The organism is Sulfuricella denitrificans skB26 (genome assembly GCF_000297055.2).
In the GTDB taxonomy this organism is placed as follows: Bacteria; Pseudomonadota; Gammaproteobacteria; order Burkholderiales; family Sulfuricellaceae; genus Sulfuricella; species Sulfuricella denitrificans.
Genome location: NC_022357.1, coordinates 2,137,967 through 2,151,297, shown reverse-complemented (window position 1 = coordinate 2,151,297; position 13,331 = coordinate 2,137,967). Strand labels below are relative to the sequence as shown.

The following is a 13,331-nucleotide window of genomic DNA, read 5'->3' as shown; positions in this document are numbered from 1 at the left end:
AGGGGCAGGGCTGGAAAAACTTGACACCGAATTGCCCTCGTTCCTACCATTAGCCCTTTTTCACCCAACCTCTGGATTTTTTGTGTCGCTGGAAGCCATACGCAGTCCCATCGAGTCGGACATGCTAGCCGTGGATGAAGTCATCCGCAAACGGCTCTATTCCGAAGTCGTGCTGATCCGCCAGATCAGCGAATACATCATCAATAGTGGTGGCAAGCGCCTGCGTCCTGCGCTGGTGCTATTGTCGGCCGGTGCATTCGGTTATTCCGGCGGTTATCATCACATCCTAGCCGCGGTGGTCGAATTCATCCATACCGCCACCCTGCTGCATGATGACGTGGTGGACGAGTCTAACTTGCGGCGCGGCAACGCCACGGCCAATGCCCTGTTCGGCAACGCTGCCAGCGTTCTCGTCGGCGACTTCCTCTATTCCAGAGCTTTCCAGATGATGGTCGGAGCGGGCAACATGCGCGTCATGGAAGTACTGGCGGATGCAACTAACGTCATTGCCGAGGGCGAAGTGCTGCAATTGTTGAACTGCAACGATGCGGATATCGACGAGGCGCGCTATCTTCAGGTGATCCACTACAAAACCGCAAAACTGTTCGAAGCTGCCACTCGCCTCGGTGCGATCCTGGGCAATGCCTCCAGTGCCGATGAGGAGGCCATGGCCGTCTATGGGATGCGCATGGGCACAGCGTTCCAGTTAATCGACGACGTGCTGGATTATTCCGGCGACCATGCCGAAACCGGGAAAAATGTTGGTGATGACCTGGCTGAGGGTAAACCTACGCTGCCCCTGATTTATGCCATGAAAAATGGGTCGCCTCAGCAAGCCGAGGTGATCCGCAGGGCGATCGAACATGGTGGCCTGAACGAGCTGGATGCCGTGATGGCCGCGATCCGCGATACTGGCGCACTGGATTATGCAAAAAGCCAGGCGAAGGATGAAGCCCGTGTGGCGTGTGAGGCGATTTCGCATCTGTCGCATTCAAAATACAAGGAATCTTTGCTACAATTGGCCGACTTTTCTGTAACACGAAGCTACTGAAAAACAAATCAAAACGGGGTGTAGCTCAGCCTGGTGGAGCGCTGCGTTCGGGACGCAGAGGCCGGAGGTTCGAATCCTCTCACCCCGACCAGTTCATCCGAATCTTAACCCTGGGGCGCCTCGTTGACTGAGGCAGAGTGATGTTGATCAAACTGATACTTCTTGCTTTGGGTGCATGGGTTGTTTACCGCCTCGTCCAAAGCTATGGCCGCAGGATCAGACAGGAGGACACAACAAAACCTGAAACTGGCGAGGATATGGTGCGCTGCGCCCATTGCGGAGTGCATCTTCCGAGAAGCGAAAGCATCGTCAGTCATGGTGAATCCTTTTGCACCAATGAGCATCGCCAACTTCATCAGAAATAATCCTTCGTTGGCCCGGCCGATTCGGTCGAGCGATACTCTGCAATGCTGACAGAATGGCTACAGGTTCGGCCCAGGCCTCAACCCGAGTCGTACTGGCGGTATCTCCGCTATTTCAATCTTTTTCGACTGACACTGGCAGGCACTTTTGCCGTCGCCTATGCTCTGTTTGGCGCCGTCAATCCCTTTGGCGCTTACTATCCTTCCTTGTTCTACGCCACCAGCATTGCTTACGTGTTCCTTGCGGCGCTGATGGTCGTGCTAATCGATATTCGCTGGCCGCGCTTCAATCTGCTCCTGAGTGCCCAGGTGAGTGCGGACATCTTGTTTATCGTGCTGCTGATGCATGCCAGCGGGGGTATTCAGAGTGGACTCGGACTACTCCTGCTGGCACCGTTGGTAGCCATCGGCATGGTCAGCCGTGGCCGCCTGGCAATGTTCCATGCCGCGATGGCGAGCATAGCCCTATTGCTCGAGCAGACCTATCAGGTGATGGTACTGGAGGGAAGCGCCAAGGATTATTTGCAAGCCAGTCTGACCAGTATGGGATTTTTTGCTATCGCCGGGCTGGCCTTTGTCCTGACCAGGCGCCTGACTGTGACTGAAACTCTGGCGCAGAGGCAGAGCATCGATCTTGCCAATCTGGCCCAGGTCAACCAGTTGGTGATTCAGGGCATGCAGGACGGCGTGCTGGTAGTGGACGAGCAAGGGCGAGTGCGCCAGCACAATAGCGAAGCCGAGAAATTGCTGGGAAAGCCGTCAGGGATCTGGAGCCGGCTCATCCTGAACGATTATTTCCCCGCTTTATCCGAGTGCCTGCAGCGCTGGCATACAGATCCGGGCAACAATCGATTTGAGCTGACTGTGCCGGCCACCGGCAAGCGGGTTCAGGCGAGTTTTACCGCGATCGGCTGGGATGAGGTGCTGGGTGCAGTTATTTTTCTGGAGGATCTGAGCCTGATGCAGGTGCGTGCGCAACAGAACAAGCTGGCTGCACTGGGCAGGCTGACGGCCAACATAGCCCATGAGATTCGCAATCCCCTGAGCGCGATCAACCATGCGACTGAATTGTTGCAGGAAGAGCCCGGCAAGGATGCGACCCAGACACGGCTGTTGCAGATCATTCATGACAACACTCATCGTCTCGACCGGATGGTTCAGGATGTTCTGAAGCTTAACCGCAGGGACCGCGCCACGCCGGAAACGTTCTGCATGGGCACGATTTTGCACCAGTTCACCGAACGGTTTTGCCAGACCGAGAAAATCCCGTCGAGGGTTGTTGTTCTGGATGTGGCGGACGACCTGATGGTACGCTTCGACCGGCATCACTTTGACCAGGTGCTGTGGAATCTGTGCAGTAATGCCTGGCGCTACTGCCAGCGGCGGGATGGCAGCATCCGTCTGCACGCGGCATTTGCCTCGCCCGGGAATGTTGTACAATTGGATGTGGCCGATGACGGGCCCGGGGTTGCCGAAGCGTTGCGCGCCCAGCTGTTCGAGCCATTTTTTACCACAGACAGCACCGGCACCGGTTTGGGACTTTATATTGCCCGCGAACTGTGCGAAGCGAACGGGGCCACGCTCGATTATATTGAAGCCCCGCAAGGCGGGCAATTCAGGATAAGTACTGAAGGGGAGTTGCGTTGAACCGGACACTGCCAGTTTCTCGGAATAACGAAGAGCAACCGCGCCGTGTGCTGGTTGTGGATGACGAAGCCGACATCCGCGAACTGCTGGTAATGACGTTGCAGCGCATGGGCTTGGATGTCGATGCGGCGGCTAGCACGTTCGAAGCGGAGCAGTACCTGCACAAGAATTACTATAATCTTTGTCTTACCGACATGCGTTTGCCAGACGGGGATGGCCTTGGTTTTCTGGAATATGTGACCAAAAATTACCCCGGCAAACCGGTGGCGGTGATCACCGCCTACGGCAGCGCTGAAAATGCGGTCGCCGCCCTAAAGGCGGGCGCATTCGATTACCTTTCCAAGCCGGTTTCCCTGGCCCAGTTGCGTGCGCTGGTCAATTCCGCGCTCAAATTGCCCAGCTCAAGTCAGTCAAGAAAAATAGAAGAAAACCAGACTGCTGTCGGCCAGCCGGTATTGCTGGGTAATTCCCCCCTGATGCTGCAGACCCGCCAGATGATAGCCAAGCTGGCGCGCAGCCAGGCGCCGATTCATATTTCCGGGGAATCGGGTAGCGGCAAGGAACTGGCGGCACGGTTGCTCCATCTTGATGGCCCGCGTGGCGATGCGCCCTTCGTCGCAGTCAATTGCGGGGCGATTCCCGAAAACCTGATGGAAAGCGAGTTTTTCGGTTACAAGAAAGGCGCCTTCACCGGGGCCAATCAGGACAAGGAGGGTTTTTTTCAGGCTGCAGCCGGCGGAACACTGTTTCTGGATGAAGTGGCGGACCTGCCCTTGCCGATGCAGGTGAAGCTGTTGCGCGTCATCCAGGAAAAAATGGTGCGCAAGGTGGGTGCCACCCAGGAAGAACCCGTGGATGTGCGCATCATAAGTGCCACTCACCAGGATCTGACGCTATGCGTGGAAAGTGGAAAATTTCGCCAGGACTTGTTTTACCGGCTCAACGTGATCGTGTTGAAGATGCCGGCTTTGCGCGAGATCCCTGACGATATCCCGCTGCTGGCCGGGGAGATGCTCAAGAAAATGGCGGGTCTGAACACCGAGCCGCCGAAATTGAGCCTGGCAGCGTTGAAGGATCTGCAAGAGTACGATTTCCCCGGCAATGTACGCGAAATGGAAAACATCCTCGAGCGGGCGATGGCGCTAACTACGGGTGGTGAGATATGTCCCGAGGATTTGCAACTCGCGGCGAAGCAGCCAAAGGACATGGCACAGATGAAAAGCTTGCCGTTACAGGAATATCTCGACGCCGTGGAAAAAGAGGCGATTCTGGAAGCGCTGGAAAAAACCCGTTTCAACAAGACCGCGGCAGCCAAGCTGCTTGGCATCACCTTTCGGGCGTTGCGTTACCGACTGGAACGACTGGGGATGGATTAGTCTGGAAATGCAGTGCTGAGTCCGGAGTGGAAAGTGCCGAGTGCGTTGTATCGCTGCGCGATAGTTTTGAACTCAGACCTCAGGTCTCAGGACTGATTTCACTCCCCAGATGTTCTCCGCATATTCCCTGATGGTGCGGTCGCTGGAGAACTTGCCCATGCCAGCCACATTGAGGATGGCCTTGCGCGCCCACTCTGCCGGGTTGCGGTAGAGCGCATCGATTTTTTCCTGGCAGGCAATGTAATCGGTGTAATCGGCGAGCAGCAGGTATTGGTCGCCGCCAGCTGTCAGCGAGTCGATGACCGGTCTAAAGCGCTCGGGTTCATCCGGTGAGAAATAGCCGGAACCGATCATGTCGAGCACCTGCCGGAGTTCCTGATTGCCATGGTAATAATCCCAAGGGTTGTAGCCCTTGCTAGTTATTTCGGCGACTTCCGCCGTATTCAGCCCGAAAATAAAAATGTTGTCCGTGCCGACTTCGTCGCGAATTTCGATATTCGCGCCGTCCAGCGTGCCGATCGTCAGCGCACCGTTCAAGGCAAGCTTCATGTTGCCTGTTCCGGACGCTTCGGTGCCGGCGGTGGAAATTTGTTCGGAAAGGTCTGCAGCGGGAATGATTTCCGCGGCGGTGGTGACATCGTAGTTGGGTATGTACACTACCTTGAGCTGGTCTCCTATGACGGGGTCGTGGTTGACGATGTCCGCTACGTCATTGATCAGCTTGATGATCAGTTTGGCTCTGGCGTAGCCGGGAGCCGCCTTACCGCTGAAGATCACGGTACGGGGCACCCGGTTTTCCCCAGGATTGGCGCGGATTCGGTTGTACAGGGTGACTACGTGGAACAGGTTGAGCAATTGTCGCTTGTATTCGTGCATGCGCTTGATCTGCACGTCGAACAGGGAGGCGGGGTTAATTTTGATGCCCAGTTTTTCCTCGATTACTTTAGCCAGAGATTCCTTGTTGGCTTGTTTGACCCGCAGGAATTTCCCCTGGAAGGCCTTGTCGGTGGCGAATTTATTGAGCTTGCTCAACTGATCCAGATGGGTGATCCAGCCGTCGCCGATGTGCTCCGTGATCAGCCCGGCAAGGCCGGGATTGGCCTGGTTGAGCCAGCGCCGCGGTGTGATGCCGTTGGTGATGTTGATGATCTTGCCGGGATAGAAGCGATCGAAGTCGGCAAAAATGGTCTGGCGCATCAGCTCGGTGTGGATTTGCGCCACGCCGTTGACCTGGTGGCTGCCGACGATGGCCAGGTGAGCCATACGGATGCGCCGTCCGTTGTCCTCGTCAATGATCGAGATGCGCTTCAATAGCTCGGTATCGCCGGGATTTTGGTGTCTGACATCATTCAGGAAGAGGTGGTTAATTTCGTAGATGATTTGCAGATGACGCGGCAGGGTTTTCTCGAGCAGGCTTACCGGCCAGGTTTCCAGCGCTTCCGGCATGAGCGTGTGGTTGGTGTAGGAGAAGGTGCGGGTGACGATGTCCCAGGCACGATCCCAGTCAAGGTGGTTAAGATCCAGCAGGATGCGCATCAGTTCGGGAATCGCGATCGACGGGTGGGTGTCGTTGAGCTGCATCGCCACCTTGTCGGGCAGTTCATCGAAGTTTTTGTGAAACTTGTTGAAGCGGTAGAGCATGTCCTGCAGCGAAGCGGATACGAAGAAATACTGCTGCTTCAATCTTAATTCACGGCCCATTGCCGTGGTGTCGTCCGGATAGAGCACCTTGGACAGGTTTTCCGATTCATTCTTGTCCTCCACCGCCTTGATGTAGTTGCCCTCGTTGAAATACTTCAGATCGAAGTCGCGCGACGATTTGGCCGCCCATAGCCGCATGTTGTTCACCGACTTGCCGCCATAGCCTGGAATCGGGGTGTCGTAGGCCATCGCCATGACATCCTCGGTATCCACCCAATGGTGGCGTAAGCTTCCTGCCTCACTGGTGTATTCAACTAGCCGGCCGTAAAACTTGACCGGATACAGGACTTCCGGGCGAGGAAATTCCCAGGGATTACCGTAGCGTAACCAGCTGTCAGGGTGTTCCACCTGCCAGCCGTTTTCAATGCGCTGGTTGAACATGCCGTACTCGTAGCGGATGCCGTAACCATAGCTCGGCAGGCCGAGTGTTGCCATGGAGTCCAGGAAGCAGGCGGCCAGCCGCCCCAGTCCGCCATTGCCGAGAGCGGCATCGGGCTCCATCGCCCGCGCCTGCTCCAAGTCCAGTCCGGCCTCGGCCGCCATCTTCAGACATTCGTCATAATGGCCCATATTCATCAGGCTGTTGGTCAGGGTGCGGCCGATCAGAAACTCCATCGACATATAATAAATCCGTTTGGCGTCTGCTTCGTAATAGCGCCGCATGGTTTCCATCCAGCGTGCAGTCATCTGGTCGCGCGTGGTGTGGGCGAGCGCGAAGAACCAGTCGCGGGGGGTGGCGGTGTAATGGTCCTTGCCGACTGAATAGGTGAGGTGATTGGCGAGCGCCTGGCAGAAAGGTACGGAATCTGTGCTTTTCGCGGGTTGAGGTGATGGCTCTGTGGTTGCCGGTTTCTTGGCCATTGCGTTATCTCCCGATATGCGGATCTATCGAAGCAGATCCATGCATTACGGGCAGAATACCTCCATGCAGATTGGAGGTAAAGGTTCGGCTAAGAAGCTGTCTCAATAAATATCAGCCATTTACAGAGACAGCTTCTTAGCTCAGTACAATAATCAGGTAAGAAACATACATCGCCCCGTTAACGGCCAGATGCCAGACCTTGATCTGTCCGCGGCTAACCATCAGCCTGACCCATAGCGCGGCCAGAAGGGTGATGACGATGCCGGCCAGCACTTCCTGGCGTGGTTCCCAGGGCGTCAGCATGATGCCGATAGCGGGTAGCAGGGTGCCCTGGAATACCATTGCGCCGGTGATATTGCCGAAGGCCAGAGTATCCTTGCGCTTGCGGATCCACAGGATGCTGTTGACCTTTTCCGGCAGTTCGGTGGCGATCGGAATAATCAGGAGCGACAGCAGCAGGGGAGAGATGCCAAGCAGGCTGGATGCGTCTTCCACGCCATGAATGAAGCCCTTGGCGCCAGCCACCAGCAGAGCCAGGCCGAGGGCAAGCTGGAACAGGATTGCCGCCATGTTCTGCGGCAGTCCCAGACGGCACAGGAACATCTTTTCATTTGCTTCGGTACCATGGCCCTCCTTGACCAGATGGGCGGAAGCGCGCAGGGTAAGCATGATGTAGACGAAGTAAGTCAGAACCAGGGTGAAGCCGATGGCAGCGCGGATAGCGGCCTGTTGGTGCGGCACGAACAGGGCGATGGCGGAAAAGGCAAATGCCGCCAGGAAAAAGTTCAGGTCGCGGGTCAGGCCGGTTCGTTCCGGCGTGAAATGGCCGTGGGCACCGCGTGTTTTTAGTACCGCCAGTGCCATCAGGGAGATCGACAAGGTAGACAGCATCAGCGGTGCGCCGAGGATCGCACCGACCCCGATCTCCTCGTTGAGGTGGGTGTCGGCAGTGCCCGCCATCAGCGCCAGCAGAGGCACCATGGTTTCCGGCAGGGCAGTGCCCACAGCAGCAAACAGCGAGCCGGTGACACCTTCCGAAATCTTCAGCTTCTCGCCCAAATGCTCTAATGCGTTGGTAAATACCTCGGCGGCAATTAAAATGACGATCAGCATCAGGAACAGAGTGGCAAAAGTGGTCATGGGCAGTTTCCCTGAAAAAACGTGGCGCGATTATAGCATTGTGAAATTTACCAACTTGACCGAATTCGACTTCTACCCGCGACTGGCGCAAAGTCCCGGCTCCAGCCTGGTGCTGTTTTCAGGGCCGCACTGCGGCACATGCCGCAAAGCCGAGGCAGTATTGCCTCAGGCGCTGGCAGGCTGGGTCGACCGCTTGTACAAGGTAGATGTGGAAAAAAGCATCGCACTGGCGCGTGAGTATGAGATATTCCATCTGCCAGCGCTGATACTGTTCGTGGATGGCCATTTTCATGCCTGGATACATAGCCCGCTGCTGCCTGAAATGCTGCAGCAGGTTGTGGAGAAGGCCTTAATATTACCTGCCGAGGAGGCACCGTGAAGATAGACAAGTCAGGGTTCCTGCAGGGCGTGCATTTCATCGCCTCGCCCAACTGCGATGATCGACCGCCTGAAGTGGAGTTCGATATTCCGCTGCTGGTGATCCACAACATCAGCCTGCCGCCGCGCAGCTATGGTGGCAGCGGCGTGATCGATTTCTTCACCAACCAGCTCGATATCTGGCAGCATCCTTATTACGAGATGATTGCCGATCTCAAGGTTTCTACCCATTTTTTCATCCGCCGCGAAGGCGAGGTGATCCAGTTCGTGTCGTGCAACAAGCGCGCCTGGCATGCCGGTGTATCGAACTGGCACGACCGCATTCGCTGCAACGACTTTTCAATCGGTGTCGAGCTGGAGGGCAGCGATGACGACCCGTTTACCGATATTCAGTACGAGAAGCTGGCGGAGCTGACGCGTGCCCTACAGGAGGCTTACCCGATCAAGGAAATCGTCGGTCATTCGGATATCGCCCCGGTGCGCAAGACCGACCCAGGGCCGTGCTTCGATTGGCAGAGATACCGGAACCAGATTGCCACCACAGGGTCAGATTAATGAGCATACCTTTTTCGATGTCCAACCTGAACCATCATTACGCATGAGTAAAATCTTACCTCCTGTCGGTTCCGACTGCGTCAGTTGCAGCATCCGCAAAACGGTTCTGTTTGCCGGGCTGGAAATCAGCGATTGCGAGAGCATACACCACCCCATCGACGACATCGCGCTTGCCCCGAATGAAGTGCTTTACCGGGCGGGCGATACGGCGCGGGCGGTATTTACCATTCGTAGTGGTCTGCTCAAGCTGGTCCAGTATCTGCCTGATGGTCGCCAGCGCATCGTCCGGTTGCTCCGCGCCACCGATGTCACCGGTCTGGAAGCGCTACTTGGCCAGCCCTATCAGCATGACGCCATTGTTTTGCAGCAGTCTGAAATTTGCCGTATTCCGCTGGAAGTGATCCAGCGGCTTGACCAGGAGAATCACAAGCTGCGCAAGGAGTTGATGGTGCGCTGGCAGCGTGCGCTGGACGAGGCGGATGCCTGGCTGACCCAGCTCGCCACCGGCAGTGCCAGGGCGCGCATGGCTCGCTTGCTGCTGCGCCTGGTCAGCGGCAGTGAAGGCAACAGCTGCGAGCTGTTCGGGCGCGAAGACATGGGGTCGATGCTCGGTATCACCACCGAAACCGCCAGCCGCATCATCGCCGAATTCAAGCGTAGCGGGGCATTGCAGGAGATCCCTGGTAGTGTCTCGCTCAAATGTGATACCGCTACGCTTAACAAAATTGCCGCCGATTGAGAATTGTCAATGACGGTGCTTTCCCTCCTCGACTAATATCACTCTATCGCGTTCGTTCCCAAGGCGGCGCGCTAGACCCTTGGTTGGGTTGTCCTCCATGAGCCGCCCGCAAGCGGTTCTTTGACCCGCCTGTCTCCCCTGACAGGCGGGTTTTTTTATTTCCACTGTTACTCCCTGTCTGGCCCATCAATTTAGGGTCTTCTCCTATTCCGGCTGAACCGTGTTGCCGCTATGCTTCGGCTATGACTGTCTGGCCGGAATGAGAGGAAAAAGAATGAGTTTGAATCAGAGGAATGTCGGTCCTGCTTCGAGTATGGAGCTTCTGCTGCGCTGGCTTTTGATGTGCTTCGCCGCCGTGGCGATGCTTGCAGCTGCTTGCGAATCCCGGGCTGAAGAGGCGAATACCAACGCGACCAGCAGCCACCCTCTTCTGGGCAACGCGCGTATCGTTGACCCCAAGGAAGCGCGGCGCAACGATCCTTTCGCCACGCTGCACGACAAGCCAATGTCTGAAAATGAGGCGCTGATCCCGCAATTGATTGCCAGCGCCAATGTGCTCCCCCCGCAGTACCTGTACGAACTTTCGCGGCGCTTGTGGCCTGCCGATAAGACGGCGGCGATGGAATGGCTGGCCGTCGGCATGGCGCGCGCCCGCTACGATGCCTTGCGCTGCACTGACAAGACGGCACGGCAGGGGATTCTTTACCTGCCGATGATTGCCGAGGAAGTGGTCAAGGGTACGGAGCAGGACCGCAAGGCTTTCGGCGAGGCCGGCAAACGGGCCTTGGCCAGGTCGGATTTGTTTGTTGATACGGTTTCACCGATGTGGATCTGCATGCATGGGATGTCCGCCATCAACTCGGCCATTCAGGGCAGGAAAATGGCGGAGAGCGACTGGCTCGCCCCAGCTGCAGAGTGGACGGCATTGCGCGAAAATGTGCGCAAGGATCTGGCGAGCTACTTCGACGAGCAGGGCAAACCGCAAGACGATCCCATCCCTATGAGCAAGACGCCTTATCCCCGAGTTACCTTGCCGTGGCGTATCACAGGCGGCTACGCATGGCTCGACGGCGAACACTTGGTGGCGGCCACCACCGAGACCGGCCCGGCCGGCAAGCAGGCGGCGCGCTTGGCGGTCTGGAAACTGGACGGATCAAAGGAGGAAATCGGCGCACCGAATGGCATCTGGTGTGCCGGCAATGGGGTGATCGCCTGGCAAACCGAGAGCGAGAAACTGGTGAGCAAGGCCGAACGGCTGACTTTCAACGTCGGCCTGCCCGGTGCCTGGACGTCGCAGAGCATGGAGCTGAGGCGGCCGTTTCTCAATGCGGGCATGGCGCAGGGTTTTTCCCAATCCTGGAACCTGCCTGCCAACCCGGCGCGGCAAAGCCCTTTTGATTGCCACTGGGAAACGAACGAAAGCTTGTCCGGCACAAAATTCGCCACCCAGTGGTTTCCCCTGCTGTCTGGTCACGGTGCCATCCAGTTCGAGCCGCCGGTAAACACCAGCCTGGCCAGAAAGGCTGCCTGGGTGCGCAAGGATGGCGAGACCGTACGCCTGCCTGTGGATGAGCGTGCCCTGACGCTGGAATCGTTCCGCTATTTTGCCTGGAAGAAAGCCTATTTCGTGGCTCCGCTCTGGTCGCGTTTCCGTCAGGAAAGTGGGCCTCCTGCCTGTGTGCCAGCGGCCTGGATTTATCCGGCCGAGGGCCGCGTCGAGGAAGTCTGCGTGCCTTTCGATACCGCCAACCAGAGCAATGCGGTCCTGTTCTCGCCTTCGCGCGCGGGCTGGTTGCGTATGGCGTCAGCGCGCATCACGGCGCACGGCCAGAAGCCGGGCGGGCTGTATCTGGTAAAGCCCAACGGCCAAACGGAGAAGCTTGCCGAAACCCAGATGGATAGCTGGAACGTTTCCCCCGACGGCTGCAGAGTCGCCTTCCGGCATCGCAAGTCGGACACGGGTCCGTATGAGCTCGATATTCTGGATCTATGCCGCGCTAAATAATCGGGGGGCTTGTCCCAGCCTTTTCCGTATGTTGAACCCTTGGCTGGCTAGCGTCTTTCGTTCAGCTTGAGCCACAGCACCACCGCGGCGAGCGCCAGGGTGATGCCGTTGCCGATGATGATCGGCGTGCTGGCGATGATCAGGCCGTAGGCCAGCCAGAATGCGACGCCAAGGGTGAACAGGGCATACATCGGCAGCGAGATGCCGGACAGGTCGCGGGTACGCCAGGATTTCCTGGCCTGCGGTACGAAGGCCACGGTGGTGAGGATTGCGGCAGGGTAGCCGATCAGTTCGCTGAGTTCGCCGGACATCTTAGTCAAAAACCACTGTTTTGTTGGCATACAGCAGGATGCGGTTTTCGATGTGCCAGCGCACCCCGCGAGACAGCACGATCTTTTCCAGGTCGCGGCCTTTCTGGATCAGATCGTCGATCGCGTCGCGATGCGAGATGCGGGCGACATCCTGCTCGATGATCGGGCCGTCGTCGAGCATTTCGGTGACGTAGTGGCTGGTTGCGCCAATCAGTTTGACGCCGCGCTCAAAGGCACGATGATAGGGCTTGGCGCCGAGAAAGGCGGGCAGGAAGGAATGGTGAATGTTGATGATGCGGCTCGGGTAATGCCGGATGAAATCTGCGGACAAGACCTGCATGTAGCGCGCCAGCACGATCAGGTCGACATGGTGGTGGCGTAGCAGGGCGAGCTGGGTCTTCTCCGCTTCCTCCTTGCTGTCCTTGTGTACCGGGATGTGCTGGAACGGAATCCCATAGGAATCGGCGATCCATCGGGTGTCGTCGTGGTTGCCGATGATCAGCGGAATGTCGCAGTGCAGTTCGCCAGCCTGGTGGCGGTAGAGCAGATCGACCAGGCAGTGGTCATAGCGCGACACGAATATCGCCACCCGGGGACGATGGGTTGACAGTGCCAGGCGCCATTGCATCTCGAATTTTTCGGCAATCGGCGCGAAGAGTTGAGCAAACTGCTCCGGGGTCAGGGCGAAATCGTGCAGATCCCATTCCACGCGCATCAGGAACAGCCCCAATTCGCTATCCTGATGCTGGTCAGCGTGCAGAATATTGGCATTGTGGCGGTAGAGGAAGTCGGCAATGCCTGCGACCAGGCCTTTGCGGTCGGGACAGGAAATCAGCAGGGTGGCGGTATTTTTAGTCATTGTTGTTACAGAAGGGGGCCAAAAAATTCAATCATACACCAGCTTTAAGCTTTATTCGGAGGCCATCCCTGAGCGTGTCGCCGGGATGTACGATGACTTTTTCACCCGGTTCCAGTCTCTTTTCCACTACCGCCTCAAGACCGCCGCGCCGGCCCAATTGTACCGTGCGCCTGGCGGCTTTGCCGGCTGCGTCGTCGCGAACCTGGAGCAGAGCGGCACACAGCCTGTTGGCTTCAGCCACACCCACACGTCCGGTAAGCTCCCGTTCGGTGCGTGCATCCAGCAGGGCCGGCGAGCCGGGGTCGATTACCGCCAGTACCATGCCGGCGGTGACCCGTCGCCGGC

At 57.4% G+C, this 13,331-nt stretch carries 13 protein-coding genes and 1 tRNA gene; 9 read left to right on the top strand and 5 right to left on the bottom strand.

The window, feature by feature from the left end:
* Positions 1–82 precede the first annotated feature (82 nt).
* The 5 genes from ispB to SCD_RS10395 all read left to right on the top strand — a co-directional run bounded on the left by ispB (position 83) and on the right by SCD_RS10395 (position 4,436).
* Positions 83–1,051: an octaprenyl diphosphate synthase gene (gene ispB, locus SCD_RS10415; protein ID WP_009205111.1), complete on the top strand. Its 969-nt coding sequence runs from the start codon at positions 83–85 to the stop codon at positions 1,049–1,051.
* Between the two features lie 14 nt (positions 1,052–1,065).
* Positions 1,066–1,142: transfer RNA gene (locus SCD_RS10410), tRNA-Pro, on the top strand.
* 49 nt (positions 1,143–1,191) lie between these two features.
* Positions 1,192–1,416, top strand: coding sequence for a PP0621 family protein (locus SCD_RS17005; protein ID WP_269763866.1), 225 nt, complete (start codon positions 1,192–1,194; stop codon positions 1,414–1,416).
* A gap of 42 nt (positions 1,417–1,458) precedes the next feature.
* The gene (locus SCD_RS10400; protein ID WP_009205109.1) at positions 1,459–3,060 is read left to right on the top strand and encodes a sensor histidine kinase; all 1,602 of its coding nucleotides are present in this window, start codon (positions 1,459–1,461) and stop codon (positions 3,058–3,060) included.
* On the top strand, positions 3,057–4,436 hold the full coding sequence (locus SCD_RS10395; RefSeq protein WP_009205108.1) for a sigma-54-dependent transcriptional regulator: 1,380 nt from the start codon (positions 3,057–3,059) through the stop codon (positions 4,434–4,436). Before SCD_RS10400 ends, SCD_RS10395 begins: the two co-directional genes overlap by 4 nt.
* A gap of 72 nt (positions 4,437–4,508) precedes the next feature.
* Here the strand turns inward: SCD_RS10395 and SCD_RS10390 are convergent, their stop codons facing one another.
* Together SCD_RS10390 and SCD_RS10385 are read right to left on the bottom strand one after the other, a co-directional pair.
* Entirely contained in the window at positions 4,509–6,998 is a 2,490-nt protein-coding gene (locus SCD_RS10390; RefSeq protein WP_009205107.1) for a glycogen/starch/alpha-glucan phosphorylase, read from the bottom strand.
* A 136-nt stretch (positions 6,999–7,134) separates the two neighbouring features.
* Positions 7,135–8,139, bottom strand: coding sequence for a sodium:calcium antiporter (locus SCD_RS10385; protein ID WP_009205106.1), 1,005 nt, complete (start codon positions 8,137–8,139; stop codon positions 7,135–7,137).
* Between the two features lie 40 nt (positions 8,140–8,179).
* On the opposite strand from SCD_RS10385, the gene SCD_RS10380 reads away from it, so the two are divergent.
* From SCD_RS10380 to SCD_RS10365, 4 genes are all read left to right on the top strand, one after another.
* Positions 8,180–8,518 carry a thioredoxin family protein gene (locus tag SCD_RS10380; protein ID WP_161626933.1) on the top strand — a complete coding sequence of 113 codons (339 nt, stop codon included), beginning with the start codon at positions 8,180–8,182 and terminating at the stop codon, positions 8,516–8,518.
* Complete coding sequence (ampD, locus tag SCD_RS10375; RefSeq protein WP_009205104.1) at positions 8,515–9,072, top strand: 1,6-anhydro-N-acetylmuramyl-L-alanine amidase AmpD; 558 nt, start codon at positions 8,515–8,517, stop codon at positions 9,070–9,072. Before SCD_RS10380 ends, ampD begins: the two co-directional genes overlap by 4 nt.
* Positions 9,073–9,115: 43 nt before the next feature.
* Entirely contained in the window at positions 9,116–9,811 is a 696-nt protein-coding gene (locus SCD_RS10370; protein ID WP_009205103.1) for a Crp/Fnr family transcriptional regulator, read from the top strand.
* Between the two features lie 274 nt (positions 9,812–10,085).
* Complete coding sequence (locus tag SCD_RS10365; protein WP_148290768.1) at positions 10,086–11,816, top strand: hypothetical protein; 1,731 nt, start codon at positions 10,086–10,088, stop codon at positions 11,814–11,816.
* Between the two features lie 47 nt (positions 11,817–11,863).
* Here the strand turns inward: SCD_RS10365 and SCD_RS10360 are convergent, their stop codons facing one another.
* From SCD_RS10360 to SCD_RS10350, 3 genes are read right to left on the bottom strand one after another with little or no spacing between them, the layout of a single operon-like run.
* On the bottom strand, positions 11,864–12,127 hold the full coding sequence (locus SCD_RS10360; protein ID WP_009205101.1) for a SemiSWEET transporter: 264 nt from the start codon (positions 12,125–12,127) through the stop codon (positions 11,864–11,866).
* 1 nt (position 12,128) lies between these two features.
* Entirely contained in the window at positions 12,129–12,986 is an 858-nt protein-coding gene (gene purU / locus SCD_RS10355; RefSeq protein WP_009205100.1) for a formyltetrahydrofolate deformylase, read from the bottom strand.
* 31 nt (positions 12,987–13,017) lie between these two features.
* The gene (locus tag SCD_RS10350; RefSeq protein WP_009205099.1) at positions 13,018–13,308 is read right to left on the bottom strand and encodes a hypothetical protein; all 291 of its coding nucleotides are present in this window, start codon (positions 13,306–13,308) and stop codon (positions 13,018–13,020) included.
* Positions 13,309–13,331 lie beyond the last annotated feature (23 nt).